Consider the following 21,927-nt stretch of genomic DNA (forward strand, 5'->3'; position numbering starts at 1 on the left):
GATCAGGCTGCCAGCGGTAGCCTGATCTGTATATGGCAGCCGGGTGTGCTGTCGATGGCGCACACCTGGCCGCCCAGTTGCTGCACGATCGTGTAGACGATGTGCATGCCCAGGCCGGAGCCGCCCTGGCCCCGCTTGGTGGTGAAAAACGGTTCAAACATGTGTTCGCGCACGGCCGGCGCCAGGCCGATGCCGTCGTCGGAAAATTCCAGCAACAGCCAGCGCGTAGCCGCCTCATCGCCGTCCGCCTCGATGCGCGCGCGTATCGTGATACGCCCCGGCCCGCCCTGCGGATAGCCGTGGCGGGCGCTGTTCATCAGCAGGTTCGAGAGGATTTGCGACAGCTTGCCGGCCGCCAGGCGCACCTGGCAATCGGGCGCGATATCGAGTTCCACGCCCAGCGCCGCCTTGCGCAGTTCCGGGCTGTGCGCCGACACCAGGCCGTGCACGTAGTCGTGCAGGGCCAGATCGGCCACGTATTCGCTGACCTGGTCCACGGCCAGCTGCTTGAAATTACCGATCAGGTCGGCAGCGCGCGCCAGGTTGCGTTCAATCAAGGCCGCCGCGCCTTTCAGCGACTCGGCAATGTCGATCAGTTCGGCGCGGCTGACCTTGGCGCCGCCCAGCAGTTGCACCAGTTGGTCGGCATAGCTGCCCATGCTCGAGGCCGCCGTCAGCGCCACGCCGATGGGGGTGTTGACTTCATGCGAGACCCCGGCCACCAGCGAACCGAGGGCCGCCATCTGCTCCTGCTCGATCAGGTTGGCCTGCGCCGCCAGCAGCGATTCGCTGCGCTGGCGCACGATTTCTTCCAGCTGCCGGGTGCGTTCCTGGTGCTGCAGCTCGGCCGCGCCGCGCGCCGAGAAGATCGACAGCAGCAGCAAGGCCAGCAAACGCTTGTTTTCATCGATGGGCCGCGTGTCGATGGCCGACAGGATGCCCAGGGTCTTGCCATCGGTATCGATCAGCGGCATGCCGACATAGCTTTCGGCCCGCATGTCGACCAGGAGGCTATCGAATGGAAAGCGACGCTGGATGTCGCTGCCGTGAAAACACATGCTCTGGCAGGTGACGTCTTGGCAAGGCGTGTGCTGCAGGCTGTATTCGATATTCGGCTGGTAGCCATCGCCGCCCCACAGGGCCAGGGTGCGGATGCCTTCGCTGCCATCGTCCAGGCGCACCAGGCGCCCGGCGATCACATAGTGCACGTCGAGCGCTTCGGCCAGGTCTTTGACGAGAATGCGCAGGAAGTCGTCGCCACGGGCGTGCGCCGTCGAGGCGGTGATCGAGCGCAGGGCCGCTTCCGCCAGGGTGCGCCGCTGCTCGGCATCGAACAGGGGTTCTTGCGAATTCACATCAAACAACGGAATACTCATGAATGCTCCTGCACGGCACCGCAAGCGCAGGCACACCTGCCGGCGCGGCGACTCTCAGCCATGGCCCGCCCCAGCGGACCTGCCGCGATTGTACCCCTGGCTATTGCTTAATAATACAGATACACAGGAATTTTTTACAGCCAGCCGGAACGCTTGAACAAGTAATACATATAACCGCAGACACAGCTCATCACTGCCACGGCGGCCGGATAGCCGTAATGCCAGTCCAGCTCCGGCATGAATTTGAAATTCATGCCCCAGATGCCGGCAAACGCCGTGAACACGGCAAAAATAGCGGCCCAGGCCGCCAACTGCTTGTTCACTTCGCTCTCGTCGATGGCCACCATCGACAGATTCACCTGGATCGCCGTGCTGATCGTGTCGCGGATGGTGTCGAGCGTGCCGTTGATGCGCGCCAGATGGTCGTGCACATCGCGGAAATACTCCTGGGTATCGTGGCACAGCGGCGGCACGCGGCCGCCGTGCAGCTTGCCCACCGCTTCCATCAGGGGCGCCACCACATGGCGCAAGACCATGACCTTGCGTTTCAATTGATACAACCGTTCAATATTGTCGCGCTCGGTGCCACGGTCGAAGATGCGGTCCTCGATCAGTTCCAGCTCCGATTCCAGCGCGTCGAGCACGGGAAAGTATCGGTCGACGACGGCGTCCATCAGCGCATACAGCACGAAAGCTGAGCCCTGGCGCAGCAAGTGCGGTTCGCGCTCGGCGCGCGCGCGGACACCAAGGAAACCTTGCGAGCTGTTGCTGCGCGACGAGAGCACGTAATTGGCGCCGACAAAAATGTCGACTTCGCCCAGCACCAGTTCGTTCTCGACCATTTCCACGGTTTTCACAACGGCAAACAGGGAATCGCCATACTCCTCGATCTTCGGACGCTGGTGGCCCCGCTGCGCGTCTTCCACCGCCAGTTCGTGCAGGCAAAACTCGTGCTGCATCTGTTTCAGCTCGTCCGGCGTGGCGTCGAGCAAGGCCACCCAAACGAAACAATCGGGGCGCTCGACGTAATCGCTGATGTCGTCGATCGGCAAGTCGGCCAGTTTTTTGCCATCCTGGTAGGCCACGCAGTTTATGAGCATGCTATTCCACAGTTCAAGTTAACACCGGACGAAACAGTCCGGCAGGCGCCAGCTTACCTTATCGACTGCACTTGTTGTGGGTGTTGTGGCGTGCGAGGAACGCCAGGAGGGGAAGCGGACGGGGGCAAGCCCCGTCCGGACGGCAATCAGTCGTCCTTGGCGCCGTCGATGCCCAGTTCGGAGATCTTGCGGGTGATGGTGTTGCGGCCGATGCCCAGGCGCACGGCGGCGTCGTTCTTGCGTCCGTGCGTATGCTTGAGCGCCGTCTTGATCAGGGCCGACTCGAATTGCCGCCCCAGCACGGCCATGACTTCCTGCTGCCCCGCGCCCAGCATGCCGGCCGCCTGCAATTCCAGTAAACCAATCCAGCCCGGCGGCGCGCCGTTGGCGGGCGCTGCCGCCTCGAAGACCTGGCCGCCGTGCGCATGGGCTACGACCGCCGGCGCAGTGTCGCTCGCCGCCACCGTGGCGGCGCCATCGCCCTGCCCCTGTGTCAGTTCCAGCGGCAAGTCCTTGATTTCCACCGTCTGGCCTGGCGCCATCACGGTGATCCAGTTGCACAGGTTTTCCAGCTGACGCACATTGCCGGGCAAGTCGAGGCTGCTCAAGAACTGCATCGTCGGTTCGCTCATGCGCTTGGCTTCCACGCCCAGCTGACGCGCACTTTGCACCAGGAAGTGGCGCACCAGAATGGGGATATCCTCGCGCCGCTCCCGCAAACTGGGCAGGCGCAGCCGGATCACGTTCAGGCGGTGATACAAGTCTTCGCGGAACAGGCCGTCGCGCACGCGCTGCTCAAGGTTCTGGTGCGTGGCTGTAATGACGCGCACGTTCGCCTTCATGGGCTGGTGGCCGCCGACGCGATAGAAATGGCCGTCGGACAATACGCGCAGCAAGCGCGTCTGCAGGTCGAACGGCATGTCGCCGATTTCATCGAGGAACAGGGTGCCGTTCTCGGCTTGCTCGAAGCGGCCGCGGCGCGTCGTCTGCGCGCCCGTAAACGCCCCGCGTTCATGGCCGAATAGTTCCGATTCCAGCAAATCCTTGGGGATGGCCGCCGTGTTCAGGGCAATGAACGGCTGCGCCGCGCGCGGGCTGTGCTTGTGCAGCGCGCGCGCCACGAGTTCCTTGCCGGAACCGGATTCGCCCGTGATGAGCACGGTGACATTCGATTGCGACAAACGGCCGATCGCACGAAACACTTCCTGCATGGCCGGCGCCTGGCCGAGGATTTCCGGCGTTTCCGACGGGCCCGACTCGACGCTCGTCTCGCGCAGGCTCTCTTCCAGCGCGCGGCGGATCAGCTCGACAGCCTTGTCGATGTCAAACGGCTTGGCCAGGTATTCGAAGGCGCCGCCCTGGAAGGCCGCGACGGCCGAATCGAGGTCGGAAAAGGCCGTGATGATGATGACTGGCAAGCCGGGAAAGCGCGACTTGACCGTCTGCAGCAATTCCAGGCCGGACGCGCCCGGCATGCGGATATCGGACACGAGCACTTGCGGCGTGTCAAATTCCAGCGCGGCGATGGCGTCGCGCGCATTGGCAAAACTCTTGGTGGCGAGATTTTCCCGCGCCAGGGCTTTTTCCAGCACCCAGCGGATTGATTCGTCGTCGTCAACTATCCAGATTGGCTTCATTAGTGTGTGCGTCCCGCAATGGATTTCATGGGTGGGATACCGCCTCGCTTATGGCAAGGGTAGAACGATCCTGAAATCGGTGTATCCAGGCCGGCTTTCGCACTCGATCACGCCCAGGTGCTGTTGCACGAAGGTTTGCGCCAAGGTCAGTCCCAACCCACTGCCGCCTTCCCTGCCCGACACCAGCGGGTAGAAAATCCGGTCGCGGATCTGGGGTGCGATGCCCGGTCCATTGTCAATGATATGCAAGTCTAATGCCAGGCCGTAACGGACCTTGGCCAGGGTCACCTGGCGCGCCACGCGCGTCTTGAAAATCAGCTCCGCATCGCCTGCTTCGATGCGCTCGGCCAGGGCTTGCGCCGCGTTGTGCGCGATGTTGAGCACGGTCTGTATCAATTGCTCCTTGTCGCCGCGAAACTCGGGAATCGACGCGTCGTAGTCGCGCGAAATGGTCAGACCGCTGGGAAACTCGGCCAGGATCAGGCTGCGCACGCGCTCGCACACTTCGTGGATATTCACGTCGCCCACGATATGCGGGCGGCGGTGCGGCGCCAGCAGGCGGTCGACCAGGGTTTGCAGGCGGTCCGCTTCCTTGATGATGACTTGCGTGTATTCGCGCAGCTCGCTCAGGTGCAGGGCCGGCAATTCCAGCTCCAGCAGCTGGGCCGCGCCGCGGATGCCGCCCAGCGGGTTCTTGATTTCATGCGCCAGGTTGCGGATCAGCTCCTTGTTGACCTGGCTCTGGTCGAGGATGCGCTCCTCACGGTCGAGTTTTAATTGCTGCACGTTTTCGCGCAGTTCGATCAGCACGCCATCGCGCGGCGCGTCGAGCGCGCTGACGATGCTGTGCACGCGCAGCGGTTCGCGCCCCAGGCGCTCCAGGCTCAGATCCTGGCGCAAGTCGGAAAATTTATGTTCGAGCGCCTGCGCGCAAATGCCGGCCAGCTCCTCGGGATTCAAGAACAGCGCCGTCAGCTTTTGCCGCGACAAGGCCTTCAATGAGCTTTCCAGCAAGTTTTCCGCCGCCGCGTTGGCATAGCTGATGCGGCCATCGCCATCGAGCAGGATCACGGCCGAGGCCAGCAAATCAAGGCCGGCCAGGTGGGCGGGACGGCTGGAGTGGTTGTCTAGTGTCATGTGCTTTACCGAATATTCGCGATCTCGCGTTTCAGGGCCTCGACGTTCTGCTGTGTCCGGCCAATGTTGTCCTTCAACTGCGCCACTCTTTCCTGGTATTTCGCATAGTTACGCTCATTGCCCTGGCGCTCGGGCTGGCCGCCATTGAATTCCAGCCGCTGCGCCGCCAGTTTCTGCTCTTCGCTGCGCAATTCGTCCTGCAGGATCTGGCGCCGGTCCAGGTCGCGCGCGCGCTGCTCGGCGCCATCGACCTTGGGAAACGCGCCAGCGGCAGGCGCCGCCGTGGCCGCCGCCTGCGTGGCGGGCCGGGCCGGCGCGCCGGCCAGCGGCGCCGTCCTGCGTGGCGGTTCCGTCATGGCGCCCGGCAAATCGAGCAGCTGGCAATGCGCGCCAGCCCGCTTGTCCGTGTACGTCTTGTGTCCTTGCGCATCGGCGCAGACATACAGCTGCCCGTGCGCCTGTGCCGCCGCGCCCAGCAATCCTGCCATCAGCGCCATTCTGTAATGCTTGGTCAATCTTCACTCCTGTCGGCTCGTGCCGTATCAATCCTTGGCCGACTATACAACACCGTACTGGCGCCGCATTGGTACTGCATAAAAAAACGCGGGCGAGACCATCGCCTCACCCGCGTTTTTTATTCACTACCGGCACATTGCCGGCGTGGCGCCATTACAGCGAGTAGTACATGTCGAACTCGGCAGGATGCGTGGTCATGCGCATGCGCTGTACGTCCTGCATTTTCAGTTCCAGGTAAGCGTCGATCATCGAATCGCTGAACACGCCGCCACGGGTCAGGAACTCGCGGTCCTTGTCCAGTGCATCCAGAGCTTCTTCCAGCGAAGCGCATACGGTCGGGATCAGTGCGTCTTCTTCTGGCGGCAGATGGTACAGATCTTTCGAGGCGGCTTCGCCCGGATGGATCTTGTTGGCAACGCCGTCCAGGCCAGCCATCAGCAGTGCGGCGAAGCACAGGTACGGGTTCGCCAGTGGATCCGGGAAGCGCGCTTCGACGCGGCGGCCTTTTGGATTGGCCACGTGCGGGATACGGATCGAGGCGGAACGGTTTTTCGCCGAGTACGCCAGTTTCACTGGGGCTTCGTAGCCTGGTACCAGACGCTTGTACGAGTTGGTGCCCGGGTTAGTGATCGCGTTCAGTGCCTTGGCGTGCTTGATGATGCCGCCGATGTAGTACAGGGCGAAATCGGACAGGCCGGCATAGCCGTCGCCAGCGAACAGGTTCTTGCCATCTTTCCATACGGATTGATGCACGTGCATGCCCGAACCATTGTCGCCAACGATAGGTTTCGGCATGAAGGTGGCGGTCTTGCCATAGCTGTGCGCCACGTTCCACACCACGTATTTCAGGTTTTGCGTCCAGTCGGCGCGCTCGACCAGGGTCGAGAACTTGGTGCCGATTTCATTCTGGCCGGCGCCGGCCACTTCGTGATGATGTACCTCAACCGGGATGCCCAAGGACTCGAGAATCAGGCACATTTCCGAACGCATGTCCTGGAAGCTGTCCACTGGTGGCACGGGGAAGTAGCCGCCCTTGACGGTAGGACGGTGGCCGCTGTTGCCGCCTTCGATGTCCTTGCCGGTCGACCACGAACCTTCGTCCGAACCGATCTTGACGAAGCAGCCCGACATGTCGATCTTCCAGCGCACGCTGTCGAAGATGAAGAATTCTGGCTCAGGGCCGAAGTAGGCGGTGTCGCCCATGCCCGACGATTTCAGATAGGCTTCGGCGCGTTTCGCGATCGAGCGCGGGTCGCGGTCGTAGCCCTTGCCGTCCGACGGTTCGATCACGTCGCACTGCATGAACAGGGTCGTTTCTTCCATGAACGGGTCGATATTGGCCGTGTTTGGATCCGGCAGCAAGATCATGTCGGACGCTTCAATGCCTTTCCAGCCAGCGATCGAAGAACCGTCAAAGGCGTGGCCCGACTCGAATTTGTCCATGTCGAAGTGCGACACGGGAACCGTCACGTGCTGCTCTTTACCACGGGTATCAGCAAAGCGGAAATCAACGAATTTGACTTCGTTTTCTTCTACCATCTTCAAGACTTCTGCGGCTGTCATTGCCATGCGTATCTCCTAAATGAATGTGGGGTGAGCCGACCTTAGTGCGTCTGGGCTGATGAAGCGAAGCAAACATTGCGTGCCACCAAAACTCATAAGGATCATAGCAGATTCCATGCCAGCTTCTGATGGGATGTGGCGGCCCAGGTCAAAACCCGGCCTTGCCAGTGAAAGTTTTCCTGCCCGCGATTTTCCTGCTGCGTTTGCGTCAAATCAAGAATGCACTAAGCAAGTGCAAAAAACGAATAACGCACCATTATCGTGCATTTTGTGCCGATTCTTGAAAAATGCCTCGTTGTGGTGCATACGCGATGCACCATGGTTTTCCGTTTGCGAGGCGCGGACGGCGCACTATAATCGTCCACACCTGCCCACTTTCATCGAGGACGCCATGACCACCGCCGCCGACATCCTGACCACCGCCCGCAGCCGGGCCAATGAAGGTACGCCGTATGCCGGCGCCGTCACGCCGCAGGAAGCGTATGACCTGCTGCAGGGCGATCCCGCCGTCAAGCTCATCGATGTGCGCACGAATGCCGAGCGCGACTGGGTGGGCCGGGTCGACATCGCCGATACCCAGCATGGTGCGGTGCAGTGGGCCACCTATCCCGGTGGCGTGCCGAATCCCGATTTCCTCGCGCAGCTGGCCGCCCAGGCCGGCAAGGACGAGGTGCTGCTGTTCCTGTGCCGCTCCGGCGTGCGTTCGCGCCACGCCGCCAAGCTGGCGACCGAGCACGGCTACCTGCACTGCTTCGACATCCTCGAAGGCTTCGAGGGCGACAAGGACGCCGACGGCCACCGCAAGCAGATCGGCGGCTGGTGCAAGGCGGGGTTGCCGTGGCTGGGCGCCTGACGCTGCCAACTGACTATCTGAACAGTGTTTGATCTGGCGGGCCACCTTGCGGCCCGCCATCGGCTACAACCATCCATGCGCGCCCGATTTTTTCAACTGCGGCGCAAATTCTTCTTGCGAACGTGTACCTTATATAGTACAACGTAGAGGTGCGTCATGGATGCTTCCGGCTTGCGGCAAATTACCCTGCTGTTCTATGCGAACGGCAATGGCGGCGAACCCGTGCGCGACTGGCTCAAGTCCTTGCCAGTTGAAGAGCGCCATATGATCGGGCAAGACTTGATGCATGCGCAATGGCGCTGGCCCGTCGGCATGCCCTTGTGCCGCCACCTGGGACACGGCTTGTCGGAGGTACGCAGCAGCCTGCCCGGCAACCGCATCGCGCGCGTGCTGATCTGCCATCACGGCGATTGTCTGGTGGCGCTGCACGGCTTTATCAAGAAAACCCGTGCCACGCCCGATGACGACCTGGCGCTGGCCCGAAAACGCTACAAGGAACTGACATGAACGCCACCTCCCCCCACCTCGGCAGCAGTCTCGACGACTTCCTCAAGGAAGAAGGCATCTTCGAACAAACGCAAAACCGCGCCATCAAGGAAGTGATCGCCTGGCAATTGACGCAGGCGATGCAGGAACAATCGATGTCGAAGACGCGCATGGCGGCCCTGCTGCAGACGAGCCGCTCGCAGCTCGACCGCCTGCTCGACCCCAGCAGCGACGTGACGCTCTCGACCCTGGAACGGGCCGCCGCACTGGTGGGACGCAAGCTGTCGATCACCCTCGTTTAGTACGCCTATCAAAACCTACTACGCGTCGTAATTTGCGGTCTGCGATGCTCACTGTACCTTTGTACAGTTGCGCTTCTCAACCACAACTTCCTTCCGCTCGCTACGGTTTTTATTAGGCGTTGTTAAGCGAGTGAATTGCTCAGGCCGGCTCGCCCGCCTCGGCGGCAGGATGCTCGCCCATCAAGGTCAGGATGCGCTTGCGCACGAAATTGATGTGGCTGCGCAAGCCATACAGGCCATCGGCAAACGACAGGGGAATCGATATCTGGTTGACCATCTCCTCGATCTGGTCGAGCCGTTTCAATTGCGCCGCATACACTTGCGCACGCTGCTCTGGCGGCACGTCTTCCAGCGCCTGCTCCACCGTGCGCAACTGGCCATACCAGCGGTACACGCGTGAACGGATGCGCCACACGTACAAGGGCGGCACCACGCGCGACAGCGGTAAAATCAGCGCGCCCAGGGCCACCACCAGCACCCACATACGGTCAAAGAAATTGGCCAGCCAGAAACTCATGTAGCGCTGCAGCACGGGCGCGCCATCCTTGTAGAATTTCAGCGCTTCGGGCGCCACGGGAATTTCCGTGTAGCGCGCGGACGGGAACTGCCCCTGCTGCTGGAACCAGCCCGTGCCGCCATGGATGCCGGCCGCCGCCTGCACGAACAGGTCGATCAGCGCCGGATGCAAGTCTTCGCGCGCGACCAGGGTAGCCGTCGGCGCGATCAAATGATAATCCTGCGCGGGAATATTCTGCCCCAGGTCGACTATGCCGCGCGGTAAAACGACATGCGTGAGGAAGGGCAAACGCCGTGTGTAGGCCTCCGCTTGCGAAAAATCAAACAGCTTGATGCCCGGCGTTTGCAGCAGCATCTGGATCAGCGGCGCTTCCGGTGCCGAGCTGAACACGAGACCGTCGATGCGCCCTTCCAGCAGCTCCACCGTGGCGGGCGTGTTTTGCAAGTCGCTCACCGTCAATTCCTTCGCTTCGACGCCATTCACAGACAGCAACTGCCGGAACAGGCCGGGCACGCCCGTGCCCTCCGGCCCCAGGTTGATCTTCAGGCCCTTCAATTGCGTCAGTTCCGTCACGGCCTTGTCTTCGCGCATGAACAGCCAGACGGGTTCCGTAAACAGGCTGCCGAGGGAAATGAGGCCATGGCGCTCGGCATCGTCGTGTTCCGTCGAGCCGCTTTGCACGAAAGCAATATCGGTCTTGCCCGCGTTCAGGCGCTGCAGGTTTTCCTGCGAACCCAGCGACGGTTGCAAGGTCACCTTGATGCCGTGTTTGGCCAGGGTAGCCGCATATTTCTTGCCGAATTCTTCGTACGCGCTATTGTCCTGCCCCGTCGACAGGCTCACCTGGCGTGGCGGCGCCGGGTCGACCAGCCAGTAAGCGAGCGCGCAAAACGCGCCAACCAGCAGCAAGGTGGGACCGGCGGTGGCGAGAAAATCGCGCACGGAAAAGCGGCTGAACGCGAGGATTTTGGACATGTGGTGGCGCATAGGTTTCATGGGTGGCTACGATGCCAAGAAAACCTCAACTATGCAAGGCACTTTCGCAGGCGCGGCGTGGCCAAATCCGCTACAGTGCAAGATCAACCACCTGTCCTTCGGAGCCCCGCATGCTGAAAATTCTTGGAAAAGCCGCCTCGATCAATGTCCGCAAAGTCCTGTGGACGTGCGAGGAACTCGATCTGCCGTATGAACGCGAAGACTGGGGCAGCGGCTTTCGCGCCACTGACGACCCGGCCTTCCTGGCCTTGAACCCGAACGCCATGGTGCCCGTGCTGCTCGATGGCGACCTGGTGCTGTGGGAATCGAACACGATATGCCGCTACCTGTGCGCCCAGGCGGGCCGCGACGACTTGCTGCCAAGTAATCCCCGCGCCCGCGCGGAAGTGGAAAAATGGATGGACTGGCAAATGGGTGACCTCAACAACAGCTGGCGCTACGCCTTCATGTCGCTGGTGCGCCACAGCCCCGCGCACCAGGATGCGGCGCAGCTGGCGACGGGTATTGCCGGATGGAACAAAATGATGGGCGTGCTGGAACAGCAGTTGCAGCGCACGGGTGCCTTCGTCTGCGGCGAGCAATTTACCTTGGCCGATATCGTGCTGGGCCTGTCCGTCAAGCGCTGGCTGATGGCGCCGATGCAACGCCCCGACTACCCGGCCATCGCCGCGTATCACGCGCGCCTGGAAGATAAAACCGCCGAATTTGGCGGCTAAAAAAACGCCGGCGTGAACGCCGGCGTTTTGCCACAACTGTCTGCCAGCTGCTAATTCGTGCACTGTTTCGCCACGCCTTCGGCCGGCGCGGGCGCCTCGATCAGCGGCATCAAGCTTGGCGCCAGCGACACCAGCAATTGCACAGGCAAGGCGCTGGTGAAATCATAGTTTTTCGATTCCGGCCCGCGCACATACGCCGTCATGCTGCCATAGAAGCGCTCGCCGATATTGAAGACGAACGTGGCCGAACGGTTCACATAGCGCGACTCGATCAGGCGGCCACCGGCGCCATACACGTCGAAACGCTGGTCGCCCGTGCCCGTCTTGCCGCCCATCGGGATCGGCACGCCGTCGGCGCCGACAAACGCCGTCTTCGCCCGCTTCGCCGTGCCGTCCGACACCACTTCGCGGATGGCCTTGGCGACAGCTTTGGCCACGTCCGGCGACAATACTTGCTCCGCTTCCACCTTCGTGCCCCGCTTGACCATGGTGTCATACGGCGTGTTGGCGGCGAAATGCATGGAATCGATGCGCACGCTCGGTTTGCGCACGCCATCGTTGATGATGATGCCCATCAACTCGGCCAGCGCGGCGGGACGGTCGGCCGACGCGCCCAGGGTTGTCGCATACGACGGCACGAGCGAGTCGAACGGGTAGCCCATCTTCTTCCACTGGCGGTGAATTTCCAGGAACCCTTCCACTTCCAGCAAGTTGGCGATGCGGCGGTCCTGCGCATGCTTGCGGTGCGTATTGAACAGCCATTTATACACTTCCTGGCGCTCTTTCTCGCTGGCCGCCACCATCTGCGACAGGGTGGAACCTTCGTGCTGGCGCAGATACGCCACCATCCACAGTTCCAGCGGATGCACATTGGCCAGATAACCGCGGTCGGCCAGCGACCAGTTTTCCATCGCGTACTGCTGGTACATCCTGGCGACGCGCTCGGGCGGCACTTCGTTTTGCGACGTCAAGTTGGCGTTGAGGAAATCGCCAAATTCCGCCACGGTCCCCTTCGGATTGACGGTGCGGAAAATATTCGCCAGGCGCACGGGCGTCGGGCGGATGCTGGCCAGCAGGATCTTTTCCTGCTCGTCAACGCTCTTGCCGCGGTATTTCTGATAGAAGCGGTGCAGGAACTCGCGCCCTTCCTTGTCGGCAAAACGGCTCAGGTACTGGGCACGGCGCGGATCGTCCGCGTCCGCCAGCAGCGAGGCCGAGGAATCGGGACGCGAGAACATGTAGTAGCGGGCCACGTCGCGCATCAGGCGCACGAACACCAGGTTGGTCGACTGGCGCAGCGCCTGCTGCACCGTCATGATGCGGCTGTCGTCGAGCTTGGAGAAGTTGCCGAAATGATGCAAGCCGCCACCCGTGAAGAAGCCTTCGCCCGGGTTGCCCGAGTATTTGCGCTCCATGGCGGCCGCCAGCATGGCCGGCAGATTGCGCGCCTCGCCCAGCGCCAACGGTTTCAGATAGGCAATCGCCCACTGCGACAGCATGTCCTTCGGATCGACGGCGATCTTGCCCAGCTCGCTAGCACCCATGCCGCTGTAGCGCTGGTGCAGCTGGTCGATGATGTCCATATACGTCACCAGGGTGCGCAGCTTGGCCGTGGAACCCAAGTCCAGCTTGGCGCCTTCGTTGATGTCGAGCGGCTGGTCGTAGTTATCGGTCTGCACGCGCAGCAAGTTGGCCTGGTCGCCCTTTTGCAGCAAGGTAAAGCTGTAGACCACGTTGGCCGGGTCGCCATTGCCCAGCATGCCTTTGCCCGTCAAGCCGGCCGCTTTCGCCACTTCCGGGTCGCGCAATTCGCGCAAGACCTTGGTGACGGCGTTTTGCGCCTGCGCATCGAGCGTGCTGACCACTTTCAGGTCGAGGCGGTCAAGGTTGTACAAACGCGGGTCGCCGAGCATGCTGGCCAGGTGGTTGCGCACGGCATTAGAGGCCTTGCGCGTGACGAACGAGGTCGATGCTTCCGATTGCACGCCCGAAGCCGTCGACGGACGCAGCTTTTCGGCGATGGCCGCATTGCGCAGCTGCGGCGAGATCACCCCCGCTTGCGCCAGCAGGCGCAGATGGCTGTTGGTCAATTCTTCCAGGTCGGCGCCGCCGGCCACCAGGTAATGCGAGGGACGGCGCTGCGCGATCAACAAGCTCAGCGCCTGCTTGTAGGCCAGCGCACTGCCCGGCTGGTCCATATTACCCTTGAGCAAAGTTTTCACTTCAGCAAACGGACGGCCATACCAGACCCACATGCCGTCGCCAATGCCGTTGACTTCGCCAAAACCGCTCTTGGCCGACAGCGGCACGGTGTTGAGGTAATTGACGACGATCTTGCGCCGCGCTTCCATCGTGTTTTCGCCATCCTGGTAGGAGCGCAGGCTGGCCGAAATCATCTGCATCAGCTTATCCTGCATGGAACTGGTGCGCCCGTCTTCCGAATGGCGGTATTTTTCAATCTGCGTGGCCAGGGTGCTGCCGCCGCCACCGCGGTGGCCGCCGAACAGGTTCAGCGCCTTGTCGAGGACGGCCTTGCTCAGGCGGTCCCATTCCACGGCGGGATTGCGCTCGGGCGTGCCCGGGTCCAGCAATTCGCGGTTTTCGATGAACAGCAGGCTTTGCACGAGCGCGGGCGGCGCTTCGGCAAAGCCATCGAACATGCGCTCGGGATAGCTGGCCGCGAACAGCGGTGCGGCACGGCAATCGAGAATCGTCAGTCCCGCGCGGTTTTTCTCGTGATACGTGGCAAAAATGCCCCGGTCGACCAGTTGCACCATCTTCGGCGACATGCGCGCCTGCGCCGTCACTTCATAATCGCGCGCGTTGAGCTTGGTGATGAAGTCAGGCAAGCTGGCATAGCCGAGCCGCTCGTCATACGGGCCGTGCTGCGGATAGCGGATGGCGCCCGCCGGTGCGGGGCCGGGCTCGACCTTGAACGCCAGCTGGCGGTCCAGGCGCGTGAAAAACTCCGCCTGCAGGGCCGAGGTGCGCACTTCGCGCATGACGAACCATGCCACGCCGGCGATCAGCGCCAGCGCGATGAGGGCAAAGATGGGCCAGATGCGCGAACGGCGCTTCTTCGGCGGACTTGCCGGCGGCGGCGCCTCGGCGCCCGTGTCGGAAAGTGGATCAGAAGGGGGCCGCTCTTGCGCGGCCAGATTGACGCCTGTGTCTTTCATGGGATGCTGGGATAAAGTTGGGTTTGGACGGCGCGGGAAATGCGGTAGCGATACCGCTCCGCGCGGGATAAGACGAGGGCCAGCCAGGGCCGGTCACAACAAAGCTTGCTTAACATGATGTCCATACCGGTGAATCAAAAAAACACGTTACTGCACAGGCAGGCGACCCCGCGTTCGACACGCAAGGCCCCTGTTCACCATTCCACCACATCGGCATGAAAACGACTGACGAGCGCACACAAAAATCTTGCTTCATTGAAGATTTTCGCAAAAAAACAACGTCTTGGAATGTACGCTTGCGTACATAGATGCAAAGCGGGCTGGACGCCAGCGAAAAAGCCGCCGGCGCCGGGCTGGCTGCATGTCAGATGGTGGTGTATTCGGCCTGCAAGGTATCGAGCGCGGCGCACATCTGCGCGAAGGCGGCCGTCGCTTGCGCGGGCTCGCCCTTGACGCCAAGTTCGATATGCCGGCGCGTCTGCGCATCGCCCACGCTGGGCAGGCTGAATACCTTAATCAGCGGAAACTCCGCTTCCAGGCGCACCATCAGCGGCGTCAGCAGGGATTCGGCCGTTTCATACACGAGCAAGGCATGTTCCGCGTGCGGCACCTGATTGAACAGGTGGGCGTAATGCGTGTCGAGCACCCATTCGATCATGGGCCAGGACATGACGGGAAAGCCCGGCACGAAGTAATGCTCGCGCACGGCAAAGCCGGCAATCTTGTTGTACGGATTCGGAATCAGCTCGGCGCCGTCGACAAATTCCGCCATTTTCAGACGGTGCAGGTTTTCCGGCGAGTTCAAATCGGCCGGCACGCCCGCCTCTGCTCCCATTTCCGTGATGCGCTGCTGGATATTGACCTTGCCCTGCGGATGCAGCACCAATGGCAAGCCCAGCGCATCGGCCGCCGCCTGGCGCGTATGGTCGTCCGGCGTGGCGCCGATGCCGCCAAAGCTGAAGACGATGTCGCCGCTGGCAAAGCTGCGCTTGAGCAAGGCGACCAGGCGGGCCGGCTCGTCGCCCACGTATTCCGCCCAGCTCAGCTGCAATCCGCGTTGCTTGAGCATTTGTACTACTTTCGGGAAATGCTGGTCCGTGCGCTTGCCCGACAGGATTTCGTCGCCGATGATGATCAATCCGATAGCCATGAAGCTCCCTCGTAGAATTCGATAATAATGGTCAGGCGTCGGCCGGCGCCACGTCGGTCATGCCGCGTACGCCCCGCAAACGCGACAGTGCTTCCAGGCAGTAATACTGGAACCACAGACCCGTAAAGATAAAGATCAGCACATACAGCCAGATGGCAAACGCCGCCAGGAAGGGGAAGAACACTACCGACATCACGCCGCCCATCCACAGCATGCCCGGCACGGCGCCGACCGCGCCGGACACCATGCCGATGGCCAGCAGGGGCCAGCGCTGCTCGCGCATGATGGCGTGGCGCTCTTCCGCGCTGGCGTAGTCGGCCATGGCGTCGTACGCCATCACGCGGTACGTCAGCCAGCCCCACAGCACGGCTTGCCCCGCCAGTGCGGCCGGCGGAAACGCGTACAGGGGCAGCATCAGCACCCAGACCAGGATAAACAGCAGGAATGTGGCCAAGGAGGTGGCGACGCTGCCCAGCAGGCTGCCGCCATGCTTCTTGTCCAGTTGCGGAAAGTGCCGCCCGCCAATATGGCGGCCGATGGCCGGCATGGCGAACAGGCCCATGAAGATCAGCGCCGTCAGGATCATCAGCGGCAGCAGCATGAACATGGCGATCAGGGGCACGATCACGGCTTTCAGCACGCCCAGGCCAAAGGTGGACAACACCTGGCCGCTGGTGCGGAAGAAGTCGTACTGCGTGAACTGCGCATGCAGGCTGTCGATCAGCGGCTGCAGGCCAAACTTCAGCAGTACGCCCCACAGAATCAGCGAGAGGATGAAGGGCGCCACGCTCAGCAGCAATATCCTGCCATGCAATTGCGACAGGAAAGCACGGCCATACGAATTCAACACATTACGCATCAACGGCGTCCTTTTCGTTTAACTCTTGCAAATTCCACCATGCGGCGCAGGCCCAGCCATTGCTGCTGCCAGAAGCCGCGGCCATACTCGCGTCCGGGGCGGCCCACGCCATTGCTGTCGATGCGGGCCAGCTGGTCGCGCACGCCCGTGCGCGCATAGCCCGACGAGAAATTCGCGGTGCCCAGCAGCATATCCCAAATTGGCAAGACCACGCCGAAGTTGCAACCACCCATGCTGCCCTTTCCCTTCGACTCGTGCCCCACGCCGATCGCATGGTGCGTGCGGTGGAAACGGGGCGAGATCAAGAGCCGCTCGCCGATGCGGCCGAAGTGTATCCTCACATTCGCATGCTGCAAGCTTTGCAGAATGCGCGAAATCGACACCAGCAGCACATACTGGCCCGGCGGCACGCCGATACCGAGCGCCACCAGGGCCATCACCACGTCGCGTAAAAAATCGTCGAGCAAGTGGTTGCGGTCATCGCTCCACAAGTTCATGTTTTGCTGGCTGTGATGCAGGCTGTGCAAGCCCCACCACCAGCCGAAATGGTGCGAGGCCCGATGGTAGCAATAGTCGACGAAGTCCAGTATCACAAAATAAATGATAAAACTGAGCAAGGGACTGATGCCGGGCAACAGCGATTCCAGGTTCAAGGGATGAATATTATCGAAACGCAAGGCGCCCGCCAAGGCATCCATCAGCGGATCGAGCGTGAAGAAGACCACGACAGAAAACAGGCCGATGCGGTGCAGCACGGTGTACAAAAAATCGTTCCAGCGGGCGCGCGGGTCGGTGATCTTTTGCGCGGGAATCAGGGCTTCGAGCGGACGCAGCACGAGAAACAGCAGCACCAGTTCACACAGGCCGATCAGCAGCCATTCCGTCCCCTCGAACGCTTCTTCCGTGAATTCGCCAAAGCCCAGGTGGTACACGAGCGGATTGACGATGGTCTGGAACAGCCAGCCTTGCGCCACGCCAAAAGCGTCGACCACCGTGTCAATCACGGGCGTGACGTAGCCGAGGATATCGGCGGCGATCATGGCTGGCCCTTCTTTTGCGCGTAGGCAGGATGCTCGCGCAGGGTGGCAAAGCAGAACCCTTTGTCTTGCAAGCCGGAAATCAAGGCGTCGAGGTTGGCCGGCGCCCATGCATCCTTGCGCGACCAGATGCCCATGTGCGCAATGAAAATGTCGCCGCTGCGCAAGTTCGCCAGCGCTTTTTTCAGCAGCATGGCGTTCGGATACTTGTCGCTGGGCAGCTCATCGCCGGAATACCCCGCAGGCGCCCAGCCCGCATGCTGGTAGCCGCAGGCGCTGCCGGCGGCCAGGGTGCGCGGCGACGTATAGCCGCCTGGCGCGCGCCAGAACGGGTCAAGCTTGTGCCCGGTCAGTTCCTGGAAGCGCGTATCGACACGGCGCAATTCGTCGCAGAACTGCTTGTCGGTGAAGGAGGCCAGCTTGCCGCCATCCTTGCCAAACTGAGGCTTGACCTGGATCAAGCCGTTGGCCAGATCCTTCTTCCAGTACACGTGGTCAAACGTATGCGTACCAAATGCATGGCCTTCGGCGACCCTGGCTTTCCAGTACGGCGCCCACGAGGCATCGAGCGAATAGTCGCCGCGCGTGGTCTTTTCATTGGCCAGGAAGAAGGTTGCCTTCACATGGCGTTTGTTCAGCACGTCGGCGATCAGTTGCGCTTGCGACTGACTGCCCGTGTCGAAGGTCATGTAGATGGTGCCCTTGCAGGCAGCCGGGGCCGAAGATGCGGCTTTGGCCTGTGCTGCCGGCGCCGGTGCGGCGGCATGCGCGGGCGACAGCATGGCGCTGGCGCACAGCAGCATGGCGGGCACGCAGCCCGCGAAAGTGAGGCGTTGCATCATCACACCCGCCATCACATACGCGGCGAGTGGGTGGCGAAATACACGCCATGGGGCGAGCGGCCCACCGGTATGGTCTTGATCACCTTGCGCGTGGTCAAATCGATCACGGCCACTTTCTTGATCCAGCGCAAAGTCACCCACATGGTCTTGCCATCGGGCGTGATTTCCATGCAATCCGGACCGCCCGGCACATTGATGGTGCCCACGTTTTCCAGGGTTTGCTGGTCGATGATGTTGATGGTGTTCGACACGCGGTTCGAGACGAAGGTCATGCGGTTGTCGCCCAGCGCGCGGAAATTGTGCGTGCCGGCGCCCGCCTTGATGCGCTTGACGGTCTTTTGCGTGCGCCAGTCGATCACTTCCACGTAATCGCTGCCCATGATGCCGACCAGCAAATGCTTGCCATCGGGCGTCATCGTGATGCCGGCCGGCGCGGGGCCGACAGGCATGGTCCATTTGACGGTTTGCGTGGCCAGGTCGATGGCGCTGACCTGGTTGCTGCCCTGCTGCGTGATGAAGGCCATGGTGCTGTCGGCCGTGAACGCCATGTGGCTAGGCAGTTTCGGCAGCGGGATACGCTTGGCCAGGGTCAGGTTCTTGCCGTCGTAGCGGTACAGGTCGATGCGGTCCAGGCGCAACGAATTCGAGATGAACCACTTCTGGTCCGGCGAAAAGCCGATCTGATACGGGTCGAGGATGTTGCTGATGCGGCGCTGGATCTGGCCCGAGACGGGGTCGAGGAAGATCAGCTCGTTGCCGACGGAACTGGCGACGATCAGCGACTTGCCATCCGGCGTTTCCATCAGATGGTGCGGTTCCTTGCCGACGGCAAAGGTGGACAGGGGAGCATAGGTTTTCTGGTCCAGCAGTTGCACCGTAGCATCACGGGAATTGAGCACCACCACCACTTCGGCTTGCGCCGTCGATATTGCGGAAACCAGGCACAGCGAGGAAAAAACAAGGCGGCATAGACTGCGGAACATGGAAGAAATCACTGTTAAATACAAAACATGCATTTTACGTGGAACACTGTATTTATTGTGCGAAATCCCCCCTTAAATGCTGCCGGCAGCCACACATCGCCATAATTTCCGTTTTTTCCCTGTGCCGGGCCTGGAATGGCGCTTTGCAACTCATTGCTCTACAATCTGAAGCTTTCATCGCCTACACAAGGATTATCATGACCACCACCACTACCGCTTCCGGCCTGCAATACATCGATACCGTCGTTGGCGAAGGCGCTGAAGCGCAAGCCGGCAACAATGTTGTCGTGCATTACACGGGCTGGCTGCAGAACGACGACGGCAGCGCCGGCTCGAAATTTGACTCGAGCAAAGACCGCAACGATCCATTCGAATTCCCGCTGGGCGCCGGCCGCGTCATTCAGGGTTGGGACGAAGGCGTGCAAGGCATGAAAGTGGGCGGCAAGCGCCAGCTGATCATCCCTGCAGCACTGGGCTATGGCGCACGCGGCGCCGGCGGCGTGATTCCACCGAACGCCACCCTGATTTTCGACGTCGAACTGCTGGGCGTATAAAACAGACTCCGCAGCGCTGAAGCGACTGTACCGGCGCCGCCCCTGTTCACGCAGCGGCGGCGTTTTTGTTTTGAGTGTGTCCTCTAATGCACGGCGCGCTTTTTTTACTATGATGTCAGGCACTGCAGCACGCACGGTGGCCACTCCGCCGGGCCTGCCGCACTTTTCCAGCGATTCCATCAGCACACAGGAGCCATCATGAGTTTACAAGAGCAATTCGAACAAGCGCAGCTCGATTCCAAGACCCTGTCCGAGCGTCCGGACAATATGACCTTGTTGAAAATCTACGCCTTGTTCAAGCAAGCCTCGAGCGGCGACGCCACGGGCGAGCGTCCTGGCATGACCGACTTCGTCAACCGCGCCAAGTTCGACGCCTGGGCGGCCCTGGCCGGCACCTCGAAGGAAGATGCGCAACAGCAATACATCGACCTGATCGAAGACTTGAAGGACTGATCGTCCCTCCCCTGCCCCGGCGCCTGTCGGGGCAGTATAATTTCTGCATGACACCATCACTGATTTCCCAGGTTTCGCTGGCGCATGCCGACGACCTGCCCCGCTTGTTCGACGTCTGGCACCTGTCCGTACGCGCCACCCACGATTTCCTCGCCGATAGCGATATCGCCTTCCTGATGCCCTTCGTCCGCGACGAGCTGGCCAGAGTGACGGCCGAACGCCTGCTGCACGTGCTGCGCGCCGATGACGGCGTCGCTTACGCCTTCCTGTGCGTCGAGCACGCCAGGATCGAAATGCTGTTCGTGCATCCCGACCAGCGCGGCAGCGGTGCCGGCCGCAATCTGGTCCAGTACGCCATCGTCAAGCTGCAAGCCACGGCCGTCGACGTCAACGAACACAACACGCAGGCGCATGGCTTTTACCAGCACCTGGGCTTTATCGTGGAAAACCGCTCGCCGCTTGACCCGTTCGGCAAGCCTTTCCCCATTTTGCACCTGAAACTGGCCGAAAACGGCTAAAAACTCACCAAAAACCACAAAAACAGGCTGTTAACGCAAAAGTGGCTACCAAATCGGTAGCCACTTTTTCATGTTGAAACGGCGTTAAAACTTACTTCTTGGCTGCCGCCAGCGCCTGCGCGATCCAGCCGTCAAACTTTTGCTGGTGGAACTTGATCCAGCCGGCCGTATGGCGGGCGATATCGGCCTGCGTGTTTTCGCCGCGGCGCATGCGCTCATTCTGCGCATTGATGTCCGCCACGGGCAGTTGCATCACTTCGAACAGCTTGGCCGCCGCCGGGTTTTTCTCGGCCCAGGCCTTGTTCGACACGATGCGTGCCGTGTTGACGGCAAAACCGTAATCGCTGCCATCGTCGAGGCGGGTATTCACCTTGTCCGGATTGGCCGAGAATGGCACTTTCAGCCAGATCACGTCCTTGCCCGGCACCAGCACGCCACTGACCCAGTATGGCGTCCACGTGTAGTACAGGATCGGTTCGCCACGCTTGTAGCGGCCCAGGGTATCGGCGATCAGGGCCGCATAGCTGCCCTGCACGTGCGTCACCGTCTCGCGCAATTTATACGCATCCATGTGATTCTCGATCAGCGCTTCGCAGCCCCAGCCCGGGTTGCAGCCCGTCAAGTCGGCCTTGCCATCGCCGTCATGGTCGAACAGCTTGGCCAGGGTCGGGTCGCGCAACTGGTCGATATTCGTGATGTTGTACTTTTCTGCAGTTGCCTTATCGATCAGATAACCTTGCGCGGCAGGACCGGCATACTGGCCCGTGCGCAACAGCTTGGCGTCGCCGCCCGCATTGTTATAGAAATCCTTGTGCATCGGGTCCCAGTGCACGGCCATGAAGGTGGCGTCACCGTTGGCGATGGCGATATGCGCGGTCGGATATTCCACTTCCTTGATCGGCTGCACTTCATAGCCGAGCTTTTCCAGGGCCTTGTCGACCAGCATGGTCTGGAAGGTTTCTTCCGCGATCGAGCTTTGCAGCGGCTGCACCTTGACGCCCTTGCCGGGCAGCACATCGGCGGCCACGGCCGGCGTCTGCGCCATGGCCAGGCTGGTGGTCAGGGCCATGGCGGCGATCGCCAGGGCGGAAAACAGCTGGAACTTGCGTTGCGATTTTTGCGTCACTTTAAAATTGTCAATTTGATGCATGTG

Annotated in this window: 21 protein-coding genes; 7 read left to right on the forward strand and 14 right to left on the reverse strand. The window is 61.4% G+C overall.

All coding sequences use genetic code 11. From position 1 onward, the window contains the following. Positions 1 to 2: 2 nt before the first annotated feature. The 6 genes from ACPJXG_RS23030 to glnA all read right to left on the reverse strand — a co-directional run bounded on the left by ACPJXG_RS23030 (position 3) and on the right by glnA (position 7,335). Positions 3 to 1,376 (reverse strand): ATP-binding protein, encoded by a 1,374-nt coding sequence (locus ACPJXG_RS23030; RefSeq protein WP_425252454.1) that lies wholly within the window; start codon positions 1,374 to 1,376, stop codon positions 3 to 5. 134 nt (positions 1,377 to 1,510) lie between these two features. Then, entirely contained in the window at positions 1,511 to 2,476 is a 966-nt protein-coding gene (corA, locus tag ACPJXG_RS23035) for a magnesium/cobalt transporter CorA (RefSeq protein WP_034760218.1), read from the reverse strand. A 146-nt stretch (positions 2,477 to 2,622) separates the two neighbouring features. After that, positions 2,623 to 4,113: a nitrogen regulation protein NR(I) gene (gene ntrC, locus ACPJXG_RS23040; RefSeq protein WP_425252455.1), complete on the reverse strand. Its 1,491-nt coding sequence runs from the start codon at positions 4,111 to 4,113 to the stop codon at positions 2,623 to 2,625. A 48-nt stretch (positions 4,114 to 4,161) separates the two neighbouring features. Further along, a complete protein-coding gene (gene glnL, locus ACPJXG_RS23045) occupies positions 4,162 to 5,250 on the reverse strand; it encodes a nitrogen regulation protein NR(II) (RefSeq protein WP_035825143.1) in 1,089 nt (362 codons plus the stop codon). A gap of 5 nt (positions 5,251 to 5,255) precedes the next feature. After that, on the reverse strand, positions 5,256 to 5,738 hold the full coding sequence (locus ACPJXG_RS23050) for a DUF4124 domain-containing protein (RefSeq protein WP_176388900.1): 483 nt from the start codon (positions 5,736 to 5,738) through the stop codon (positions 5,256 to 5,258). 181 nt (positions 5,739 to 5,919) lie between these two features. Then, positions 5,920 to 7,335 (reverse strand): type I glutamate--ammonia ligase, encoded by a 1,416-nt coding sequence (glnA, locus tag ACPJXG_RS23055; protein ID WP_029496182.1) that lies wholly within the window; start codon positions 7,333 to 7,335, stop codon positions 5,920 to 5,922. A gap of 385 nt (positions 7,336 to 7,720) precedes the next feature. On the opposite strand from glnA, the gene ACPJXG_RS23060 reads away from it, so the two are divergent. From ACPJXG_RS23060 to ACPJXG_RS23070, 3 genes are all read left to right on the forward strand, one after another. After that, positions 7,721 to 8,182 carry a rhodanese-like domain-containing protein gene (locus tag ACPJXG_RS23060; protein ID WP_070303347.1) on the forward strand — a complete coding sequence of 154 codons (462 nt, stop codon included), beginning with the start codon at positions 7,721 to 7,723 and terminating at the stop codon, positions 8,180 to 8,182. Positions 8,183 to 8,338: 156 nt separating this feature from the next. Continuing rightward, positions 8,339 to 8,689, forward strand: coding sequence for a type II toxin-antitoxin system RelE/ParE family toxin (locus tag ACPJXG_RS23065; protein WP_099379381.1), 351 nt, complete (start codon positions 8,339 to 8,341; stop codon positions 8,687 to 8,689). Next, positions 8,686 to 8,970, forward strand: a complete 285-nt coding sequence (locus ACPJXG_RS23070) for an XRE family transcriptional regulator (protein ID WP_099400765.1) — start codon at positions 8,686 to 8,688, stop codon at positions 8,968 to 8,970. Before ACPJXG_RS23065 ends, ACPJXG_RS23070 begins: the two co-directional genes overlap by 4 nt. A gap of 139 nt (positions 8,971 to 9,109) precedes the next feature. Here ACPJXG_RS23070 and ACPJXG_RS23075 read toward each other — a convergent pair whose 3' ends face one another. Beyond that, the gene (locus ACPJXG_RS23075; RefSeq protein WP_176388881.1) at positions 9,110 to 10,462 is read right to left on the reverse strand and encodes a TAXI family TRAP transporter solute-binding subunit; all 1,353 of its coding nucleotides are present in this window, start codon (positions 10,460 to 10,462) and stop codon (positions 9,110 to 9,112) included. Positions 10,463 to 10,593: 131 nt separating this feature from the next. Between ACPJXG_RS23075 and ACPJXG_RS23080 the strand changes: the two genes are divergently transcribed. Further along, positions 10,594 to 11,199, forward strand: coding sequence for a glutathione S-transferase family protein (locus tag ACPJXG_RS23080; protein ID WP_425252456.1), 606 nt, complete (start codon positions 10,594 to 10,596; stop codon positions 11,197 to 11,199). A gap of 50 nt (positions 11,200 to 11,249) precedes the next feature. Here ACPJXG_RS23080 and ACPJXG_RS23085 read toward each other — a convergent pair whose 3' ends face one another. The 6 genes from ACPJXG_RS23085 to ACPJXG_RS23110 all read right to left on the reverse strand — a co-directional run bounded on the left by ACPJXG_RS23085 (position 11,250) and on the right by ACPJXG_RS23110 (position 19,282). Next, a complete protein-coding gene (locus tag ACPJXG_RS23085) occupies positions 11,250 to 14,378 on the reverse strand; it encodes a transglycosylase domain-containing protein (RefSeq protein ID WP_425252457.1) in 3,129 nt (1,042 codons plus the stop codon). A gap of 364 nt (positions 14,379 to 14,742) precedes the next feature. Then, positions 14,743 to 15,528, reverse strand: a complete 786-nt coding sequence (locus tag ACPJXG_RS23090; protein ID WP_425252458.1) for a competence/damage-inducible protein A — start codon at positions 15,526 to 15,528, stop codon at positions 14,743 to 14,745. Between the two features lie 31 nt (positions 15,529 to 15,559). Next, positions 15,560 to 16,387, reverse strand: a complete 828-nt coding sequence (locus ACPJXG_RS23095) for an EI24 domain-containing protein (RefSeq protein ID WP_425252459.1) — start codon at positions 16,385 to 16,387, stop codon at positions 15,560 to 15,562. Next, complete coding sequence (locus tag ACPJXG_RS23100) at positions 16,387 to 17,427, reverse strand: sterol desaturase family protein (RefSeq protein ID WP_423221821.1); 1,041 nt, start codon at positions 17,425 to 17,427, stop codon at positions 16,387 to 16,389. The genes ACPJXG_RS23095 and ACPJXG_RS23100 overlap by 1 nt, the downstream gene beginning before the upstream one ends. Continuing rightward, on the reverse strand, positions 17,424 to 18,266 hold the full coding sequence (locus ACPJXG_RS23105; protein WP_425252460.1) for a polysaccharide deacetylase family protein: 843 nt from the start codon (positions 18,264 to 18,266) through the stop codon (positions 17,424 to 17,426). Before ACPJXG_RS23105 ends, ACPJXG_RS23100 begins: the two co-directional genes overlap by 4 nt. 11 nt (positions 18,267 to 18,277) lie before the next feature. Then, positions 18,278 to 19,282, reverse strand: a complete 1,005-nt coding sequence (locus ACPJXG_RS23110) for a cytochrome D1 domain-containing protein (RefSeq protein WP_425252461.1) — start codon at positions 19,280 to 19,282, stop codon at positions 18,278 to 18,280. A 164-nt stretch (positions 19,283 to 19,446) separates the two neighbouring features. On the opposite strand from ACPJXG_RS23110, the gene ACPJXG_RS23115 reads away from it, so the two are divergent. The 3 genes from ACPJXG_RS23115 to ACPJXG_RS23125 all read left to right on the forward strand — a co-directional run bounded on the left by ACPJXG_RS23115 (position 19,447) and on the right by ACPJXG_RS23125 (position 20,774). Continuing rightward, on the forward strand, positions 19,447 to 19,803 hold the full coding sequence (locus ACPJXG_RS23115) for an FKBP-type peptidyl-prolyl cis-trans isomerase (RefSeq protein WP_034760263.1): 357 nt from the start codon (positions 19,447 to 19,449) through the stop codon (positions 19,801 to 19,803). Between the two features lie 198 nt (positions 19,804 to 20,001). Then, positions 20,002 to 20,256: an acyl-CoA-binding protein gene (locus ACPJXG_RS23120; protein ID WP_034760268.1), complete on the forward strand. Its 255-nt coding sequence runs from the start codon at positions 20,002 to 20,004 to the stop codon at positions 20,254 to 20,256. 47 nt (positions 20,257 to 20,303) lie between these two features. Next, the gene (locus tag ACPJXG_RS23125) at positions 20,304 to 20,774 is read left to right on the forward strand and encodes a GNAT family N-acetyltransferase (protein ID WP_425252462.1); all 471 of its coding nucleotides are present in this window, start codon (positions 20,304 to 20,306) and stop codon (positions 20,772 to 20,774) included. A gap of 91 nt (positions 20,775 to 20,865) precedes the next feature. Here ACPJXG_RS23125 and proX read toward each other — a convergent pair whose 3' ends face one another. Next, a complete protein-coding gene (gene proX / locus ACPJXG_RS23130) occupies positions 20,866 to 21,924 on the reverse strand; it encodes a glycine betaine/L-proline ABC transporter substrate-binding protein ProX (RefSeq protein ID WP_278317882.1) in 1,059 nt (352 codons plus the stop codon). Positions 21,925 to 21,927 lie beyond the last annotated feature (3 nt).

The sequence above is a fragment of the Janthinobacterium sp. NFX145 genome (assembly GCF_049810325.1).
GTDB lineage: Bacteria > Pseudomonadota > Gammaproteobacteria > Burkholderiales > Burkholderiaceae_D > Janthinobacterium > Janthinobacterium rivuli.